The 18176-nt window shown below is 70.9% G+C and carries 17 protein-coding genes and 3 pseudogenes; 9 read left to right on the plus strand and 11 right to left on the minus strand.

The window, feature by feature from the left end; all coding sequences use genetic code 11:
- Window positions 1-17 precede the first annotated feature (17 nt).
- Together LQ326_RS17675 and LQ326_RS17680 are read left to right on the plus strand one after the other, a co-directional pair.
- Window positions 18-653, plus strand: coding sequence for a CoA transferase subunit B (locus LQ326_RS17675; RefSeq protein ID WP_308401953.1), 636 nt, complete (start codon window positions 18-20; stop codon window positions 651-653).
- A 411-nt stretch (window positions 654-1064) separates the two neighbouring features.
- Complete coding sequence (locus tag LQ326_RS17680) at window positions 1065-1355, plus strand: hypothetical protein (protein WP_234537806.1); 291 nt, start codon at window positions 1065-1067, stop codon at window positions 1353-1355.
- A gap of 100 nt (window positions 1356-1455) precedes the next feature.
- Here the strand turns inward: LQ326_RS17680 and LQ326_RS49220 are convergent, their stop codons facing one another.
- Both LQ326_RS49220 and LQ326_RS48710 read right to left on the minus strand, forming a co-directional pair.
- Window positions 1456-1788 carry a hypothetical protein gene (locus LQ326_RS49220; protein ID WP_491074088.1) on the minus strand — a complete coding sequence of 111 codons (333 nt, stop codon included), beginning with the start codon at window positions 1786-1788 and terminating at the stop codon, window positions 1456-1458.
- 269 nt (window positions 1789-2057) lie between these two features.
- Window positions 2058-2168, minus strand: a pseudogene (locus LQ326_RS48710) (hypothetical protein); the annotation flags it as partial.
- On the opposite strand from LQ326_RS48710, the pseudogene LQ326_RS17690 reads away from it, so the two are divergent.
- Window positions 2118-2427: pseudogene (locus LQ326_RS17690) on the plus strand (transposase); the annotation flags it as partial. The pseudogenes LQ326_RS48710 and LQ326_RS17690 overlap by 51 nt on opposite strands.
- A 47-nt stretch (window positions 2428-2474) precedes the next feature.
- Window positions 2475-3635, plus strand: coding sequence for an IS30 family transposase (locus LQ326_RS17695; protein ID WP_234537810.1), 1161 nt, complete (start codon window positions 2475-2477; stop codon window positions 3633-3635).
- A gap of 136 nt (window positions 3636-3771) precedes the next feature.
- On the opposite strand, the gene LQ326_RS17700 is transcribed toward LQ326_RS17695, so the two are convergent.
- Together LQ326_RS17700 and LQ326_RS17705 are read right to left on the minus strand one after the other, a co-directional pair.
- Window positions 3772-5328: an amino acid permease gene (locus LQ326_RS17700; RefSeq protein ID WP_234537812.1), complete on the minus strand. Its 1557-nt coding sequence runs from the start codon at window positions 5326-5328 to the stop codon at window positions 3772-3774.
- A gap of 79 nt (window positions 5329-5407) precedes the next feature.
- Window positions 5408-6205 carry an SDR family NAD(P)-dependent oxidoreductase gene (locus tag LQ326_RS17705; RefSeq protein WP_234537814.1) on the minus strand — a complete coding sequence of 266 codons (798 nt, stop codon included), beginning with the start codon at window positions 6203-6205 and terminating at the stop codon, window positions 5408-5410.
- A gap of 177 nt (window positions 6206-6382) precedes the next feature.
- Here LQ326_RS17705 and LQ326_RS17710 point away from each other — a divergent pair, with 177 nt between their 5' ends.
- Window positions 6383-7144: an SDR family NAD(P)-dependent oxidoreductase gene (locus LQ326_RS17710; RefSeq protein WP_234537816.1), complete on the plus strand. Its 762-nt coding sequence runs from the start codon at window positions 6383-6385 to the stop codon at window positions 7142-7144.
- A 17-nt stretch (window positions 7145-7161) separates the two neighbouring features.
- Entirely contained in the window at window positions 7162-8733 is a 1572-nt protein-coding gene (locus tag LQ326_RS17715) for a PucR family transcriptional regulator (RefSeq protein WP_234537818.1), read from the plus strand.
- 100 nt (window positions 8734-8833) lie between these two features.
- Here the strand turns inward: LQ326_RS17715 and LQ326_RS17720 are convergent, their stop codons facing one another.
- Window positions 8834-9085, minus strand: coding sequence for a hypothetical protein (locus tag LQ326_RS17720; protein WP_234537820.1), 252 nt, complete (start codon window positions 9083-9085; stop codon window positions 8834-8836).
- A gap of 275 nt (window positions 9086-9360) precedes the next feature.
- On the opposite strand from LQ326_RS17720, the gene LQ326_RS17725 reads away from it, so the two are divergent.
- Entirely contained in the window at window positions 9361-9531 is a 171-nt protein-coding gene (locus LQ326_RS17725; RefSeq protein WP_234537823.1) for a hypothetical protein, read from the plus strand.
- Between the two features lie 264 nt (window positions 9532-9795).
- Here LQ326_RS17725 and LQ326_RS17730 read toward each other — a convergent pair.
- Window positions 9796-9924: pseudogene (locus tag LQ326_RS17730) on the minus strand (DUF5999 family protein); the annotation flags it as partial.
- Window positions 9925-10072: 148 nt separating this feature from the next.
- The gene (locus tag LQ326_RS17735) at window positions 10073-11155 is read right to left on the minus strand and encodes an aldo/keto reductase (protein WP_234537827.1); all 1083 of its coding nucleotides are present in this window, start codon (window positions 11153-11155) and stop codon (window positions 10073-10075) included.
- Window positions 11156-11372: 217 nt separating this feature from the next.
- Between LQ326_RS17735 and LQ326_RS17740 the strand changes: the two genes are divergently transcribed.
- On the plus strand, window positions 11373-12206 hold the full coding sequence (locus LQ326_RS17740) for a pentapeptide repeat-containing protein (protein WP_234537829.1): 834 nt from the start codon (window positions 11373-11375) through the stop codon (window positions 12204-12206).
- Here LQ326_RS17740 and LQ326_RS17745 read toward each other — a convergent pair.
- A complete protein-coding gene (locus LQ326_RS17745; protein ID WP_234537830.1) occupies window positions 12165-13697 on the minus strand; it encodes a cytochrome P450 in 1533 nt (510 codons plus the stop codon). The two genes, LQ326_RS17740 and LQ326_RS17745, sit on opposite strands and share 42 nt — an antisense overlap.
- A 107-nt stretch (window positions 13698-13804) precedes the next feature.
- Here LQ326_RS17745 and LQ326_RS17750 point away from each other — a divergent pair, with 107 nt between their 5' ends.
- Window positions 13805-14410: a TetR/AcrR family transcriptional regulator gene (locus tag LQ326_RS17750; protein ID WP_234537832.1), complete on the plus strand. Its 606-nt coding sequence runs from the start codon at window positions 13805-13807 to the stop codon at window positions 14408-14410.
- A gap of 142 nt (window positions 14411-14552) precedes the next feature.
- On the opposite strand, the gene LQ326_RS17755 is transcribed toward LQ326_RS17750, so the two are convergent.
- The 3 genes from LQ326_RS17755 to LQ326_RS17765 form a co-directional block, all read right to left on the minus strand.
- Window positions 14553-15752 carry a lactonase family protein gene (locus LQ326_RS17755; protein WP_234537834.1) on the minus strand — a complete coding sequence of 400 codons (1200 nt, stop codon included), beginning with the start codon at window positions 15750-15752 and terminating at the stop codon, window positions 14553-14555.
- A gap of 107 nt (window positions 15753-15859) precedes the next feature.
- Window positions 15860-16891, minus strand: a complete 1032-nt coding sequence (locus LQ326_RS17760; protein WP_234537836.1) for a hypothetical protein — start codon at window positions 16889-16891, stop codon at window positions 15860-15862.
- On the minus strand, window positions 16888-18168 hold the full coding sequence (locus tag LQ326_RS17765; protein WP_234537838.1) for an FUSC family protein: 1281 nt from the start codon (window positions 18166-18168) through the stop codon (window positions 16888-16890). The genes LQ326_RS17760 and LQ326_RS17765 overlap by 4 nt, the downstream gene beginning before the upstream one ends.
- Window positions 18169-18176 lie beyond the last annotated feature (8 nt).

Raw genomic sequence — 18176 nt, forward strand, 5'->3', positions numbered from 1 at the left:
CCACCCTCGGAACGCAGCTGGGCTGGACCCGGGACCAGATGGCCGCCCGCGCTGCCGCCGAACTCACCGACGGTTCGTACGTCAACCTCGGCATCGGCCTGCCCACCCTCATCCCCGGCCACCTTCCCCCGGACGTCCATGTGGTCCTGCACTCCGAGAACGGCATCCTGGGCACGGGCCCGTATCCGACCGAGGCCGAGGTCGACCCCGACCTGATCAACGCGGGCAAGGAAACCGTCACGGTGCTGCCGGGGGCCTCCTTCTTCGACTCGGCCCTGTCCTTCGGCATGATCCGGGGCGGCCACATAGACACCGCCGTGCTCGGCGCGATGCAGGTCTCCGCCGTCGGCGACCTGGCCAACTGGATGATCCCCGGCAAGATGGTCAAGGGCATGGGCGGCGCGATGGACCTCGTCCACGGCGCCCGCCGCGTCATCGTCCTGATGGAACACACCGCCAAGGACGGCACCCCGAAGATCCTCAAGGAGTGCACCCTCCCACTCACCGGCGAACGGTGCGTCCACCGCATCATCACCGACCTCGGCGTCCTCGACGTCACACCCGAGGGCCTCGCGCTCGTGGAATGCGCGCCGGATGTCACCGCCGAGGACATCGCCGCCCGCACCGAAGCACCTCTGATCCGGAAGCCATGAATCAGGGGCCCCGTTCCGCTGGGACGTCTGGCCTGTCCCGACTGCGACCCGCGCAGGCGAACCGCACGCCGGTGATCTCCGGCCCGTGCCTGGCCGCCCGCCTCTGGCGACGGAGCACGAGGGACTTTCGCGAAAGTCCCCACCTGACCTCCGCCAACCCGCGTCTGTCCGCGAAACGGACTCGCAGCCCTGGACGACATCACGGAGGTGGGGCAATCCCCGGGGGCAAGTGGGCCGGGCGTGCCGGGAGGGCCGAGTCGCCCCGTTACCTTTCACGTGGCCCCGCAAGGGGGTGCCTGGCCCCCGGGTCCGGTATGGCTCTGTGCCTCCTGTCGAATTCGACGACCTGGGGGGTGCCGCCGGGCTTCGGGGCACCGTCATCCAGGTCCGCCAGACCCGACTGTTCAGCGGATGCGCGACAGCTGCGGCCTCGGTGGAACTCAGGGACGCGAGAAATCGCTCCGCGGCCCGCACCATCGCGGTGGTCGGTGCGTCTTCGGATCGCCGTTCGAACAGATCTGCCCGGACGTCGCCGTCGGTGGTGATGCCGCGGAAGGGTTCCCTGGCGAGCGAGTTCTTCCACGTAGTGATCGCGTCGCGGAACGGTTCCCAGTGCAGATGCCGTTCGACGTACTGGTACGCGTCGAGCTCGACGAGACCGACGATCTTTCTCGTCGTCCAGAGGACGAAGATGATCTCTGAACTCCTGTGTCACAGGTACCCTCCGTGGGCGCAGCGGGCCGGTCGTCTGAAGGCGACACCCCGTGGGCGTGGAAAATCGAATCAGCGGCCTGCCGCGTGGTCAGGTCAGCGACATGCGCGACGGCTTGGGCGACGGCTCGGGGGCCGGGATGTGTTGCAGCAGGTCGTCGATGAGCGCCAGGATCGCGTCGGCTCCGTCGGCGGTGCCGAAGACGTACAGGTCGGGCCGGCCGATGAACGCCGTTGCACCGTAGGTGCTGAAGAACGAGGTGTAGGTGTGGTCGAGTTCCTCGAACCGGGCGGGACCGGAGCCGAGGGTGACGATGTCGAAACCCAGTTCGGCCAGACGGCTGCTTCGTGCCGAGCCGAGCCGGCCAGTGATGTCGACCTTCGTGACCAGTTGGAAGCCGAATCCGACCAGTGAGTCGAGCAGCCCCTCCCGCGTGCCGCCGCGGACGCGCCCCTGGGGGCGCGGAGCCCGGCGGCTCCGAGGACTTCACCGTCCGCACCGCGCCTGACGATTCCCTGACAGAGAGGAGGAATCGGCGGAGTGGCGGAGTCGGCGTGCTCACGCAGGAAGGCGTCCCTGGCCATCGCCTTCTCCAGGTCGTTGTCGTTGACCAGCTTCCAGCCTTCGAGCGAACCGGCCACGAAGTAGGTGGAGTGGGACATGCGCTCTGACTCGTAGGTGTCCAGAAGCAACTCGGTCGCCCGCCCGCTCAACACCAGGTCGAGCTTCCATGCCAGGTTGGCCGCGTCAAGCTGGAGCCGGTGCTCCCGCTCGGGAAGAAGCCTGGACGGCCACCGGTACACACCAGGCGGCAGCTGATAGACGGCATACGCTGGCGCACTCGCGCTGGCGCTCCCTGGCGAGACGTGTCCGAGCGGTACGGCCCGTGGGAGACGGTCTACGGCCTCTTCCGGCGTTGGCAGCGCGACGGCACCTGGCACCGCATCTTCGAGCAACTGCAGGCCCGGGCCGACGCTGAGGGGGCTGATCACCTGGGATGTCTCGGTGGACTCGACCATCGCCCGCGCCCACCAGCATGCGGCCGGTGCCCGCAAAAGGGGCTTGAGTTCTATCGGTGATTGCGAACGCCCCGGAAGGAGAGCGTTCGGATGCCGAAGTACGCCCCCAACAAGATGCCGAGTTCGGTGAAGAAGCGGTACTTCGAGTTGCTCAGGGAGGGCTACAAGGGTGCGGCGGCGGCCCGGGTGGTGGGGGTCTCCGCCAGCTGTGGTTCGAACTGGTTCATCGAAGCTGGAAGCGTGATCGTCCCCGACGCCGGCCCGATACCACCGCGCTTCCTGACTCAGAACGACCGCATCGCCATCGCGGACGGCCTCCAGGCCAAGCAGACCGTCAAGGAGATCGCCGCGTCGATCGGGAAGAGTTTTCAGACCGTCTACCGCGAGATCAAACGCAACGCGAAGCCGGACGGCAGCTACCACCCCTGGTGGGCCCACAACCAGTCCCTGCTGCGGCGCCGCCGTCCCAAGGAGGAGAAGATCCGCGGCAGCGAGCCGCTGCGGACGCTCGTGCGCGAGAAACTCACCGAAAAGTGGTCGCCGCAGCAGATCGCGCGTCACCTGGCCCGCGAGTACGCGAAAGACGTGGCGATGCGGGACTGTCCGGAGACGATCTACCGGGCCCTGTTCGCCGGCCTCCTCGGCCGCGGCGAGGCCAAGCTCCGCACCGGCCGCACCCGCCGCAAGAAGCAGCGTCGTGGTGTCCCCGCACTGAACAAGATCAAGAACATGACGCTCATCCACGAGCGGCCCGTCGAGGTCAACGACCGTACCGTTACAGGGCATTGGGAAGGGGACCTGATCATCGGACGCGGCCAGGGCTCCGCGATCGGCACCCTCGTCGAGCGTACGACCCGCTACGTGCACCTGATCCACCTGCCGAACGGCTGGAAGGCCCCACAGGTCCGCAACGCGCTCATCACGCAGACCGCGCACATCCCGCCCCAGCTGCGGCGGACGCTGACCTGGGATCAAGGACGTGAGCTGACCCTGCACGAGGACATCGAGGCGCTGACCGGGTTCCGGATCTACTTCTGTGACCCGCACTCACCCTGGCAGCGCGGCACGAACGAGAACACCAACGGCCTGCTGCGCCAGTACTTTCCCAAGGGCACCAATCTGTCCGTCCACACTGCACGAGACCTCCGCGAAGTCGCGCATCAGCTCAACCGGCGCCCCCGACTCGTCCTTGGCGACAGGACCCCAGCCGAGGTCATGCGAGAATGCCTCAAAGGCCCATTCACCAGGTGATTCGCAACCACTGATAGAAACCGCCCGGACCTGGCCGGAGAATCGTGGTGCGGGGGGCGACGCCGGACCGGACACGCCGAGTGGGTGTCGGCGCCCACGGAGGTGCCGACACCCGACTCCGATCGACCGGCCGGATTCAGCCGCCCATCAAGTCCCGCTCGATGGCGGCGAGTTCGTCCGCGCTGCCCTGGACCTTGGGCCCGCTGAACCACTTGCGGGCGGACAGTCCCCACCATGCGCCGGCGAAGCCCAGCACGACCACAACGGCGACTGGCGCGTAGTTGAAGCTGGTCGCGGTAACCGGGCTGACCTGCGGGAGCATGAACAGGAGCGTCACGAACACCACCCAGCCCACGGCCGTGACGGCGACCGGCTTGCTCCAGCGGCCCAGCTGCCAGGGCCCGGCGACGAAGTCGTCACCCTGGCGCAGCCTCAGGTAGATCGGTATGACGTAGGCGATGAAGAGCCCGATCACGGCGATCGAGGTGACGGCGGCGTACGCGGTCGGGTTGATCAGGTACGGCAGACCCAGCAGGAAGGCTCCGCCGGAAGCGAGCCAGACCGCGTTGGTGGGCGTGCGGGTGTGATCGCTGATCTTGTGCCAGATCCTGGAGCCCGGCAGGGCGCCGTCGCGTGAGAAGGCGTAGATCATGCGGGAGTTGGCGGTCACCGAGGACATGCCGCAGAAGAACTGGGCACCGATGACGATCAGCAGGAGCAGCTTGCCGCCGGTCGCGCCGAGTGCGTCGAGGAAGATCTGGACCGGGGGCACGCCGGTGCTGCTGCCGAGTGCGCCGTCGTAGGACTGGATGGCGAAGGTGACGCCGATCAGCAGGATCCAGCCGGCGACCAGGGAGACCAGGATCGAGTTGACGATGCCACGGGGGCCGGAGCGAGCGGCGTCGTGGGTCTCCTCCGTCATGTGGGCGGAGGCGTCGAAACCGGTCAGGGTGTACTGGGCGAGGAGCAGGCCCAGCAGGGAGACGTAGAGGCCCGAACCCCAGCCGGTGTTGTCGACGAAGTGACCGAAGACGAAGCTCGCCGACTGGTGCTTGCCGGGGAAGACGATCAGGGCCAGAACGACGATCGCGACGCCGATGACCTGCCACCAGACGCTGATGTTGTTGAGCAGGGCGACGACCTTGACGCCGCGGACGTTCAGGAGGGCGTGGATGAGCAGGGTGATGCCGAAGAGCAGGACGGTGTGGCCAGGGGTGGCGGCGAAGCCCCACTGCAGGTCAAGGAAGGCGTTGAGGAACTGGGCGAGGCCGAAGTCGATGCCGGCGGTGACGGCGACCTGGCCGAGGAAGTTGAACCAGCCGGTGAACCAGGCCCAGGCGGGGCCGTTGGTCTTGGCGAGCTTGGCGGCCCAGTAGTAGAGGCCGCCGGCGGTCGGATAGCTGGAGCAGACCTCCGCCATGCCCAGCCCCACGGTGAGGGTGAACAGGCCGACGACGGGCCAGCCCCACACCATGACGGCCGGACCGCCGGTGTTCATGCCGAAGCCGTACAGGGTCATACAGCCGGAGAGGATGCAGATGATCGTGAAGGAGACGGCGAAGTTGGAGAACGCCGACATGCTGCGTTCCAGCTCCTGGGCGTAGCCCAGCTCATGGAGACGGGCCTCGTCGTTGCTCACCTCGGCCGGTCTGGTGCCGGCTGGTCCGGTGCGCTCGACTTTGTCGAAAGCCATGGGAACCCCTTCTGACGGGCGTACTGAACGGGGGGACGATGTGCGGGGGGAAGGGGTACGGCTGCGGGTGGGTCGAGGGTCACTGGGAGGTCATGCCGCCGTCGACGGCGACGACGCTGCCGGTCATGAAGCTCGCCTCGTCGGAGGCGAGGAAGAGGGCCACGTGGGCGATCTCGCGCGGTTCGCCGGGCCGCCCGACCGGCTGGAAGGAGTCGATGGTCTCGTACACCTGCTTCAGGCCGCCTAGGAGTTCGGCGTGGGCATGGTTGATCGGGGTGTCGACCCAGCCCGGGCAGATGACGTTGCAGCGGATGTTCTGCTTGGCGTAGTCGAGTGCGACACCCTTGGTCAGCATCACGCTCGCACCTTTGGACGCCGAGTAGACCGTGAGGAAGGGCTCGCTGACAAGACCGTTCACGCTGGAGATGTTGACGATGGAACCGCCGCCCTGGGCCAGCATGTGCGGGATCACCGCCCGGCAGCCGTAGAGCTGGCCCTTGACATTGACGTCCAGGGTGCGGTCGATGATGTCGTCCGGGACCTCGTGCAGCAGACCCGGCAGGTTGACCCCGGCGTTGTTGACGAGGACGTCGACCCGGCCCCAGCGCGCCACGGTGACCTCGACCATCCCGTTCACGGCGGCGCTGCAGGACACGTCGACCGTGTGCGACTGGGCGGTCCCGCCCTGATCGACGATCTCGGTCGCGGTGCGCACGGCGGCGTCGCCCGACAGGTCCGCGCACAGCACCCGTCCGCCCTCCTCGGCCAGCCGGTGGGCGATCGCCCGCCCGATGCCGGACCCGGCACCGGTGACGATGCAGACCTTGCCGGCGACGCGGCCCGTGCGGGCGGGAGGGGGTGGAGTGGGGATGCCCATGAAGTCTCTTTCCGTCGTGCGCGTTGGCCGATCCGCCAATCGCATACATCCGTGATTCCTGAAGTACGCCCGGGGATGCCACAATGCTGCGGTGAGTCCCTCGTCGTGTCATTGGACAATTTCCCAATGCTCTCCCGCCCGTGCCGTGGAATCCTCCGAACGGCCCGGCGGTCCGGCGTGATCGACCTGGACGGGAAGGTCGCGGTGGTGACCGGTGCCGCCAGCGGCATCGGACGGGCGATAACCCGCGGTTTCGTGGCGGCCGGGGCGCGGGTGGTGGCGGCGGACGTCGACGAAGCGGGGGTGGCCCGCACGGCCGAACTGTGCACGGATCCGGGGGCGGTCGTGCCGCTGCGCGCGGACGTGTCCGATCCGGCCGATGTCGCGGCGGCGGTCGAGACGGCCGAGCGGACCTGGGGACGGCTCACCACCATGGTCAACAACGCCGCCGTATCCATCCCCGGAAACGTCCTGGAGACCTCGGTCGAGGACTTCGACCGCATGCTGGCGGTCAACCTGCGCGGGGTCTTCCTCGGCTGCAAGTACGCCGTCCCCGCGCTGTTGCGGGCCGGCGGCGGCTCGGTCATCAACATGGGTTCGGTCAACAGCCTGGTGGCCGAACCCGTCCTGGCCGGCTACACCGCCAGCAAGGGTGGCGTGCTGATGCTCACCAAGGCCGTCGCCCGCGACTTCGCCGCCCTGGGCGTCCGCTGCAACTGCATCTGTCCCGGTTGGGTCGACACCCCCATCAACCTGGCGCACGCCGAGCGGATGGGCGGCATCGAGGCCGTACGGGAGGGCCTGCCGGACTGGCAGCCCCTCGGACGGGAGGGCCGCCCCGACGAGATCGCCTCGGTCGCTCTGTTCCTCGCCTCCGACCTGTCCACGTTCATGACCGGGTCCGCGGTGGTCGCGGACGGCGGCATGACGGCGATCTGATCTCCGGGGAGTCCTCGATGAGCGGAAACCTCGACTCCCTGGTCGCGGCGCTCGGCAGCGGCGTACTGCGCGCCGTCCTGCTTCCCGAGCCGTCACTGCCGGTGGGTGGTGTGCGCATCCATGAGCCCGGTGCCGCGCGGGCCTCGACGCCCGGCGAGGTGCTGCTCGCCGTCGGCGCGCACGAGGCGGCGACGGTCACCGCCCTGCTGCGCACACTGCGCGGAAGCGTCGCCGCGCTGGCGGTCAAGTGCCGGGTCGAGGACGACACCGAGGTACTGGAGGCCGCCGCCGAGCACGGCTGCGCGATCCTGGTGCTGGACGACGGCATCGACTGGCTCCAGGCGGCGGCGCTGGTCCAGGGCACGCTCGCCGAACACGCGGGTCCCGCCGAGGCCGACGAGCAGCGGACCGGTGACCTCTTCGCCCTGGCCGACCTCGCGGCCGCGGCCGTCGGCGGACCGGTGACCGTCGAGGACCCGCGCGGCTGGCTGCTGGCCTACTCCAGCGACCAGCGGGGCGGCGACGCCGTACGCACCGAGACCCTGATGACCCGGCGTGCCCCCGACGCCTTCAGCCGCGCGCTCGCCGCGCACGGCATCCCCCAGGAGATCGCCCGCAGCGACTCACCGGTGACCGTGCGGGGAGTCGGCGAAGGGGCGGCCGACCGGCTCGCGGTCGGCCTGCGCGCCGGGAGCTTCGGGCTGGGCACGATGTGGGCCGTGGTCGACCGGCCCGACGAACCGCGGATCACTGCCTTCGGCCAGGTGGCGCACCGGGTCGCCGTCCAGCTCATGCGCCGCCGCACCGAGGACTACCGCGGCCACCGCGTCGAGATGGAGCAGCTGGCCGTCCTGCTGCACGGCTCCCCCGCGGTCACGGGTTCCGCGGACGCCGTCGAACTGCCGCCCGGGGCACACTGGGTCGTGGCGCTGGCCCTCGCCCCGCACGAGCCGGCAGAGCGCGCCCTGGCCCGCTCCCGCCTGGAGCAGGCCCTCGCACTGACCCAGCGGGGCCCCGAACTCACCGTCCACGCTGGCCAGTTGTCGAACCTCTGGTATCTCGTCCTCACCGTCGCCCGCCCCCGCGAGTCGTCCCTCGACCTGGTCCGCGGATGGGTGTACGACCTCCTCGGCAGCCGTGACCGCGACCACCTGCCGGTGTACGCCGGCATCGGCTCGGCCGCCCACGGCCAGGGCCACCTGCCGCGCTCCCGCAAGGAGGCGGAGCGCGCCCTGGCCGTCGCCAGGCTGACCCCCGCGCCGGGCGATCCGCTCGCCTTCGACGACTGCTGGGCCCGCGCCGCTCTCACCCGGCTCCTGGAACCGGCGGCGGTGGCCGACCTGGAGAGCGTCACGCCCCTGCACCGCCTCCAGGAACAGGACGACGTGCACGGCACGGAGTACGTACCCACCCTGCACGCCTGGCTGGAGCACCAGGGCAACGTACGCGCCGCCGCCGAGCAGCTGCACGTCCACACCAACACCCTCCGCTACCGTCTCGGCAAGATCGAGGAGGCGGCGGGCATCGACCTCGGCGACGCGGACGTACGGCTCGTCCTGGCCCTCCAGCTCAAGGCCATCACTTCATGACCGGCGCGGTGAGATCGAGGTTCCCGATCTTCATCAAGTGCCGAACCCTCTACGTAACCGGGCAACTGTCCTTTCTGAGCTTGGCGTTTAACGTCGCAGGTCACCCGACCTGCGACGTTAAACGCCAAGTTAAGTCATCATGCCGCCGCCGGTAAATCGAATCGACACACGCCCCACCGGGGCCTGGGATTGGGCACGCCGGCAGGACGTAGCGGGTGGCGGAGAGGTTGGACAGGCCGAAGAGCTCCATCAGCCGGACGGGGTCGGCGCTGTAGCGCGCCTCGTCGACGATTCGGTCCACGCGTAGGCGGCCGGCTGGCAGGCCGAGCCGTTGGAACAGGAGCTGGACCACGCCGGCGAGTATGGCACCGAGAACATCGTCTGGGCCCACCAGCGCGGCCTGCCCGTCTCACCCACGGCCCGTCTCCTGAGGATCGGCGGAAACCAGAGGCGCGCCCTCATGAAACAGGTCCACCCCCTGCTCGAGCCGCACGGCCACCACAGCGAGCCGCTCCCCGTCCCGCCCCGTCGACCCTTGTGAACTCGCCCGCTATGTCACGGCCGCAGCGCCAACGGCAACTTGACCCGACACGCATCTCACTCATTTCCCGACAGCTTCGGGAGAACATGCTCGGCACAAGCGGCAACGGCCTCAACGAGGCCTACGACAGCGCGGTCTCCGCAGCCATCTACAGCAAGGACCCGGGGGCGACCGTCGGCCACTCACAGTCGGCGAAGAGCGCGACGACACAGACGGCCTGCGCCGACCTGAGCGCACACACCAAAACGCCCCGGTGAGCGTCAGGGAAGTCACAGGGGTCGTCCGGGCCTCGCAGGGCGATGGTCCGCAGGCTGGGTCCGTGCGGCCTGTACGGGCCGGTGCGGGACCGTCTCGACGGCGTCTCGGGCGACTGAGTGCGTTCCCGACGTGTGGCTGCTGCTGGTGCGTCGGTTACCGACGTGGCCCGATTAGCGGTAGCAAAACGACATCATCCCAGGTCGAATGCCCTGGCGATTCTCTGGCATCCGCAGAAGTTACTAGAGGAGTTCTAATCAAATCTTTGTATCGTCGAAGACGATCGTGCCGTCGCACAGCAGGCTCCAGCCCTGTTCGGGATGGGCCGAGACGATGACGGCCGGGTGGCGGTCGGGGTGGTCGGCGCCGGGGCACGGGGGCTGATGCCTGCACATGGTCCTTCTCCTGTCGTGCGGGATCCTGCCCCTGTGATAGCCCAGTTTGTTTTCCGCCGGATGAAGGGGACCTCCACAAGAGCGGAATCCCGGCGGTGAGTTCCGGGCCGGCGGCCTTGCGAGGGGGCTCGGCCGGCATGAACCGGATTCAGTAGCGGGCGGAGCTCGCCAGCAGCGGCGGATACACCGCGCTCGGCACCCCGTCGACCGTGGCGCCCGCGTACTTCAGCATGGTGCCGACGCGGTGGTTGAGGTCGTGGGGGAAGGCGAGGGCCGGTGCCGACACCTCGTCCAGCCGGGCCGTCTGGTCAGGGGTCAGGCGGACTTCCAGGGCGGCGACGTTGGCTTCCAGGTGACCGAGGGTGCGCGGGCCGATGAGGGTGGAGGTGACGCCGGGGCGGTTCTGCACCCAGGCAAGGGCCACCGCGGCCGGGCTCGCGCCGGCCTCCTCGGCGACGGCGGCGAGTGTCTCGATCACGGTGAACTCGGCCTCGCCGGGCTGCCCGACGACGGCGGACCGCAGGGCGTCGGCGGGTGCGGACCGCCCCTTGCGGTACTTCCCGGAGAGGAAGCCGTTCTTGAGCGGGCTCCAGGGCAGCAGTCCCATCCCCGCGTCCTGCGCCAGCGGGATCAGCTCGCCCTCGATGGTGCGCTCCAGCAGGGAGTACTCCATCTGCAGCGCCGTCACCGGCGTCCAGCCGCGCAGCAGCGCCGTGGTGTGGGCCTTGGCGGTGAACCAGGCCGGCGTGTCGGAGAAGCCGACGTACCGGATCTTGCCGGCCGTCACCAGGTCGTCGAGGGTGCGCAGGGTCTCCTCGACGGGGGTGGACCGGTCGTGGTTGTGCAGCCAGTACAGGTCGACGTAGTCGGTGCGCAGCCGGCGCAGCGAGTCCTCCAGCTGGCCGACGATCGCCTTGCGGCCGGCGCCGCCGCCGTTGGGGTCGCCGAGGTGCAGGTTGCCGAAGAACTTGGTGGCCAGCACCAGGCGGTCGCGGCGGCCGGGACGGGCGGCGAGGAAGTCGCCGAGGATCGCCTCCGAGTGGCCGTTGGTGTAGAAGTTGGCGGTGTCGACGAAGTTGCCGCCGAGGTCGAGATAGGTCTGGAGGATCTTCTCCGACTCCTCGACCGAGCAGCCGAAGCCGCCGTCCTCACCGAAGTTCATCGCGCCCAGGCAGAAGGGGCTCACCTTGAGCCCGGACCGGCCGAGACCGACGTACGAGTCGAGTGCCATGAATTGCTCCGTGGAAGAGGAGTGGGATTTTCGACTCTTCGAGCAAACCAGGCTGAGCTGCGGGAACGCTATGGCGATCGTATCGGCGACTTGCACGATCGTGCCCGGCTTCCGGGGGAGCGAGTACCAGCGCCGGTTCGGCCGGGCGCCGGACGCGGACACGGTACGGCCGAGAAACGCGCGGGAGGCGGTCGTCACCGGTCAGTAGGCTGACCGGATGCCAGAACAGATATCCGAACGTGCTCGGCTGACCGGGGACTGCGCCCGCTGTTTCGGGTTGTGCTGTGTCGCCCTGCCGTTCGCCGCGTCGGCGGCCTTCGCGGTCAGCAAGCCCGCCGGAAAGCCCTGCCACAACCTCGGCGGCGACCACCGCTGCGGCATCCACACCGAGCTGCGGCAGCGCGGCTTCGCCGGCTGCACGGTCTACGACTGCCTCGGCGCCGGGCAGAAGGTCTCGCAGGTCACCTTCGGCGGCCGGGACTGGCGGACCGGGTCCGAGCAGGACGCCCGCCGGATGTTCGACGTCTTCCCGGTCGTACGGCAGCTGCACGAACTGCTCTGGTATCTGACGGAGGCCCTCGGCCTGGCCGCCGCCCGCCCCGTCCACGCCGGTCTGCGCGCCGCGCTGCGGAAGACCGAGGAACTGAGCCTCGGTACGCCCGAAGAGCTGGCCGCGCTGGACGTGGCCGCCCACCGGCAGGAGGTGAACGTGCTGCTGCTGCGGGCCAGCGAGCTGGCCCGGGCGGGGGTGCGCGGCAGGGGGAAGGACCGGCGGGGCGCCGACCTGATGGGTGCCCGGCTCCGCGGCGCCGGGCTGCGCGGGGCGAGTCTGCGCGGCGCCTGTCTCATCGCCGCCGACCTCACCGGGGCCGATCTGCGGGACGCGGACCTGATCGGCGCCGACCTCAGGGACGCCGACCTCGGCGACGCGGACCTCACCGGCGCCTTCTTCCTGACCCAGCCCCAGCTCGACGCGGCCCGGGGCAACGCGGGGACGCGCCTGCCGGGGTCAGTCACCCGCCCCGTGCACTGGACAGCCACCGCCCTCTGACGCGGGCGCCTCGGGCACGGACACCGGCGCCGGGGCGGGGGCGCGGCGCTCCAGCCGCAGCCGCAGCCCGTCCGGCATCAGGGTGAGACGCTCGGTCACCCGCAGCCGGTAGTCCGGGTCGGCCCGCAGGGTGTAGCGGCGCAGCAGCAGGCCGAGGACCAGGGTCGCCTCGTGCAGCGCGAACTGGCGGCCGATGCAGGCCCGTGCCCCGGTGCCGAACGGCTTGAAGGTGTGCGGGGCCCGGCCCCGCGCGGCCTTCGCCTCGAACCGGTCCGGGTCGAAGCGCTCGGGGTCCGGCCCCCACACCTCGGGGTCCCGGTGCAGCATCGCGGTCAGGACCAGGGCCCAGGCTCCCCGGCGCATCGGATGCTCCCCGCCCAGCACGGTGTCCCGGAGGGCCTCGCGGGCGAAGGCGGGCGCCGTCGGCCACAGCCGCAGCGACTCGTCGAGGACCCGGCGCACATAGCGCAGCTTCGCCACCTGGTCGTAGCCCGGTGCGGGCGTGTCGCCCCAGACGCGGTCCACCTCGGCGGCGGCGCGGGCCGCGATCTCGGGGTGCAGGGCGAGGTAGTGCAGGGCGAAGGAGAGCGCGCCCGAGGTGGTCTCGTGCCCGGCGACCAGGAAGGTGATCACCTGCCGCCGTACGTTCTCGGCGGACAGCCGCTCCCCGGTCTCGGGGTGGGCCGTCTCCAGCATCCGGTCCAGCAGGTCGCCGTCCGCGCGGCCGCTCGCCCGCCGCTCCTCGACCAGGGTGTCGACCGTGCTGTTGAGGTGGGCGATGTCGGCCGCGTTGCGCCGGGCGGCCTGCCGCAGCAGCAGCGGGGCGAGCGGCCCCGGCACGCTGTTCAGGCGCTGGGCGTAGGTGAGCGTGCCGATCATCGCGGTCACGAAGGGGTGCGGCCGGTTCCGTTCGAACGAACCGAAGTCGTGGCCGAACCCGGTGCGGGCGATGGTCTCCAGGGTCAGCTTGGTCATGTCCCCGGGCACGTCCACCCAGCGGCCGGCCGACAGCTCACGGTCCCAGTGGTCGGTGAGCCGCCCGGCCACCGCGAGCATCATCCCGTGGTAGCCCTCCATGGCCTCGCGGCTGAAGCCGGGTGCCAGGACGTCGTGCGCCAGCTGCCAGTTCGGCTCGTGGTTGTACGCGGTGAACAGGCCGTCCCCGGCGACGGGGCGGAGATTGGCGACCCCGAGTCCCACGTGCTTGGCGAACCGGGACTCGTCGGCCATGTCGGCGGCCAGTGCGGCGCCCCACACGAAGACGAACTCGTTGCCGAACACCTTGCGCCGGAAGATCGGGCCCAGCCGGGTGCCGAGGCGCATCGAGTCCTGCAGGGGCGTGCGCCGGTTCACGCCCAGGACGTCGCCGAGCAGGGGCAGCCGATGCGGTGGGTGGGGGATGCGGCTCAGCTCGGGCCAGCCCTGTCCGGCGCCCCGGAACCCCTTGGGCAGCGGGACCTGCGCCGCCGTCCGCGTGACCGTCTCCGCCATGACGCGATCTCCCTCGATGCTGCGGCAGGTGAGCTAGTTGTACGTGGGTTCAATAAGAGGTTTCAGTCTCGTCCCGTTGTTGAACCCGCGTCAAGTAAGGTGCGGGTATGCCCGCGAATCCGAGTGAGCGCACCCGCCGCAGGCTCAGTACCGCGGAACGCCGTGAGCAGCTCCTCTCGGTCGGGGCCAGGCTCTTCTCCGAGAGCCCCTACGACGACGTGTGGATCGAGCAGGTCGCCGAGATCGCGGGCGTCTCCCGAGGCCTGCTGTACCACTATTTTCCGAACAAACGCGATTTCTTCGCGGCGGTCGTGGAGCGGGAGAGCGAGCGGATGCTGCGGATGACGGCGGCGGTGCCCGGGGTGCCGGCCCGTGAACAGCTCACCGCGAGCCTGGACGTCTATCTCGACTACGTCCACACCCACGCGCACGGCTTCCGGGCGTTCCACCGCGCCGAGGCGTCCGGCGACCAGGCCGTGCGCCGTGTCTACCGGCAGGCGCAGGCGGCCCAGGAGCGCCAGGTCCTCGCCGCCCTGGCCGCCGACCCCGAGTTCGGCCCGGCTCTCGCCCGGCGCCCGGACACCCGCCTCGCGGTGCGCGGCTGGCTCGCCTTCACCACGCATGTCTGCCTGGAGTGGCTGCGCACCGAGGAACTCACCCGGGAACAGGTACGGGATCTGTGTGCACGGGCCCTGCTGGGTGTCATCTCCTGAGCCTGCGCATCGGACGCACCCGCGCCCACGGCGACGGACGGCTCACCTTCCACGCGCCCGCCGCCGACGTCGTCAGCTCGCAGAGCGCATGCACGTCCGGCCGGCCCGGGCGAGCGCGGCCGCCTTCCGCCTGCCGCGGGCCCTACAGCGGCAGCGCGCAGACGGCGACCGGTGACGCGAACGGCTCGCCCGCGAGCCGGAGTTCACCGCTCGGCGGATCGACGGTGAAGACGCTGACGGTGCCGGACCGCTGGTTGGCCGCGAACAGCAGCCGGCCGTCGGGGGAGAAGGCGATCTGCCGGGGGAAGTCCCCGTGCACCGGCACCGTGTCCAGCAACCGCAGCCGGGCCCCGTCGGCCTCGATCGCGTACCGCGCGAGCGTGTTGTCGCCCCGGTTGGCCAGATAGGCGAAGGCGCCGTCGGCGGTGACGAGGAACTGGGCCGGGTAGTTGGTGGTGCCGGCGGCGCCGGTGGCCTGCGGCTCGCCGATCGTCAGCCGCCCGCCGGCCGGCTCGTAGCCGCAGACCGCGACCGTGTTCCCCACCTCGTCGGCCAGGTAGGCGTACCGGCCGCCCGGGTGGAACGTGAGATGGCGCGGACCCGCCCCCGGCTTCGTGTGCGCCTGGGCGACCTCGGTGAGGGTGCCCCGCGCGGGATCGAGGCGGTAGCTGTAGACGGTGTCGGTGCCCAGGTCCACGGCGAGGACGTGGCCGCCGTCCGGGCTGGTGATGAACTGGTGGGCGTGCGGGCCCTGTTGGCCGGGCCCGGGGGCCGGGCTGGAGTGCGTGACGAGGTCGGTGCGCTCGCCGAGGGCGCCCGTGGCGTCGATCGGGTGCACGGCCACGCTGCCCGAGGTGTAGTCGGCGCTCAGCAGCCAGCGGCCGGTGGGATGGACCGAGAGGTGACACGGGCCCGCGCCGCCCGTGCTCCGGCTGCCCAGAAGCTTCCGGTCCGCCAGGCGTACGGCGGTCACGCTCCCCTCCGCCCGCTCGTTCACCGCGTACAGCGTGCGGCCGTTCGGGTGGACGGCCAGGTACGACGGGTCGGCGACCCCCGTCAGCGTGCCGGTGTCGGTGATCCGGCCGGTCACGGGGTCGTAGTCGGCGAGGCCGATGCCGGCGCCGCCGCCCTCCACGGAGGTGTACGTGCCGAGGTAGAGCGGGCGGCGAGCCGCGGGCGTCCGCGCGGGGGTCCTGGCCGCCGGGCGCGCCGCATGGTCCGGCCGTTCTGCGGGCGGGGCCGCCGGTGCCGGAACCGCGACCACGGCCGCAGCGCCCGCCAGCGCGCCGACGAACCGGCGCCTGTTCCAGCCGCCGCGCGTCCCTTCCGTACCACTGCCCATGCCACGCACCTCAGGTCGTGAGTCACCCCGGACCTGAGACACCCTGACCCGGACCGAGGGGCCGGCGCAAGAAACGGCAACGCCCGTTGCGTGTGATGCGACAGCGGTTACCAGTCGCCGTCCGTCACCGGGACGCCCGGTGCGTCCTTCAGGGGGACCACCTGCTCCGGGGACGGCTGCTGCCAGGGCTCCAGGTCGTCGCCGAGCCAGTCGCCGACGGGCTTGACCGCCGCCAGGGTGTCCGTGGCGGCGAGATCCCGGGCGTCCTGGTCGAAGTAGTCGTACCAGGGCAGGCCCGCGCGGGTGTACGCCGCCCGGTCCACCGGCGACGGCGGGGGCACCTCGCCGGTGACACGCCGCCACTGCGGGGGCGTGACCAGGTGCACGAAGACGCGTCCGGCCGGGGTCTGGGCCCAGTCCTGCAACGGCCGGTCGTCCTCGTACACCTCCTGGCGCATCGAGCCGCCGACGCCGAGGCCCATCCCGGCCGGCCTGGCCGCCGGGGCCGCACCGGGGGCGGGGAGCGCGGACATCATCGGCAGGGCCGCACCGTAGCCGCCGGCCGGTCCGCGCCCGCGGGTGCGCTCCCGCCGCAGCCGCTCCTGCCGCCGCCACTCGGCGAGCGGGCCGTCCTGGAGCGTGAAGGCCTGGAGTTGGACTCCGCCCCACACCTCCTCGCCGGTGACCTGCCCCTCCACGGTGGCGCCCAGCCCGAGCGGCACCGCCACGAACTGGCGGACCGTGCCCTTTCCGGAGTTGATGCCGTCCAGCCATGGCTGCCGGGGCAGCACCAGGTAGTTCTGGGGTTTCCGGGACAGCCGGTCGCGCCACGGCTTGCCGGAGACCGCGCACACCTTGCCGACGCCGACCTGCAGCGCGGCCGGTTCCGCCGTGCCCGCGAAGCTCAGCCACATCGCCTCGCGCAGGTACACCGGCAGCATCACCCCGCCCCGCGCCCGCCACTCGGCCGGCACCGTGTCCGGGTAGTCGCTCACCCGCCGGACCGGGAACTCACCGAGCCCCGGCGGCAGCGGATGCGTGCCCTTCTCCGGCAGCCGCAGCGTGCGCACGAACCGCACCGCCACCCCGCCCGGCAGCCGTAGCGTGTTCCCGTCGATCCGTACCGCCGTGTCCGTCATCGGCGTGCCCCCTTCCCCGTCCGGGACAGAGAACGTCCCGCACCGCCGTCCTGGTTCCGCCGCAGCCGCTCCGGCACGCCGACCCGCTCCCGCAGTCCGGTCGGCCACGGCCGCCCCGCGCGCTGTTCGCCGGACACCTGGTCCAGCTCCTCCAGCAGGCGGCGGGTGCGGTGCTCGGTGTCCAGCTCGTCGAGGAGCCGGTTGACCTCGGTCAGGACCGCGCCGAGCAGTTGCCAGTTCCGGTCGTCGCGGTGGAGATCCCGCCGGAGCAGGTCGGCGAGCTTGTCGCGGGTGCCGCTCGCGGTGTGCAGCTCGGCGGCGAGCCGCGCCTCGGCCGACTCCGCGTTCTCGCTGATGCTGGTGGTCACCAGGACCGCGAAGCTCACCACGGCGTCGGCGATCTCGGACAGCAGCTGCTCCACGGCGGCACCCGCATCCGATGCGAACAGCGGTTCGGGTTCGCGGGCCTTGGCCAGGTCGGTGAAGGTCCGGGCCAGCACGCGCAGCACGACCGTGCAGATCTCCAGCGTGTCCAGGCCGGTGCGCAGCACCACCCGGTGCAGCAGGCCGTCCCTGACCCGCGGATTCAGCCGCAGGCTGTCCTCCGCCTGCCGCAGCGCCGCGTCCACCTCGACGATGGCGTGGTCCAGGCGGCGGGCCTCGTGCAGCCGGGCGGCGGCCTGCTGCCAGGGCATGACCTGGGCCGCCTCCTCGCCCATCCGCAGCATCAGCTGCCGCAGCCGGCGGGCCAGGCCCTCGACGGACTCGCCGGCCTCGTCCACCCACACCGGGGGTGGGAGCAGGAGGTTGCAGCCCATGCCGACGACCGCGCCGATCAGGGTCTCCACGATCCGCGCCCACGCGGTGCTGCTGATGGTGGTGACCCCGAGCACCAGCATGGCGCTGATCGCCACCTCGGGGATGTACTCGTCGACGCGCACCAGATGGCCCACCGCCAGTGAGGCCACGATCAGCAGGGCCAGGCTCCACCAGGTCAGCCCCACCAGCTGGCTGAAGGCGATGGCGACCAGTACCCCCGCCACCACCGCGTTGACCCGGCGCAAACCGTTGGTCAGGGTGGCGTACAGGGTCACCTGGACGACCAGCAGCGCGGTCAGCGGGGCGGTGAGGGGAGCCGGTTCCGGGCTCAGGTGGAGCGCGACGACGTAGGCGATCGTGGCCGCGGTGGCCGACCGCAGCGTCTGGACGACCACCGGGTCCCGATGCCGCCGCAGCAGTCGCGACAGCCCCTCGGCCCACTTCTGTACCTGTTGCATCCCTTGGC

This window comes from Streptomyces shenzhenensis (genome assembly GCF_021462265.1).
In the GTDB taxonomy this organism is placed as follows: domain Bacteria; phylum Actinomycetota; class Actinomycetes; order Streptomycetales; family Streptomycetaceae; genus Streptomyces; species Streptomyces shenzhenensis.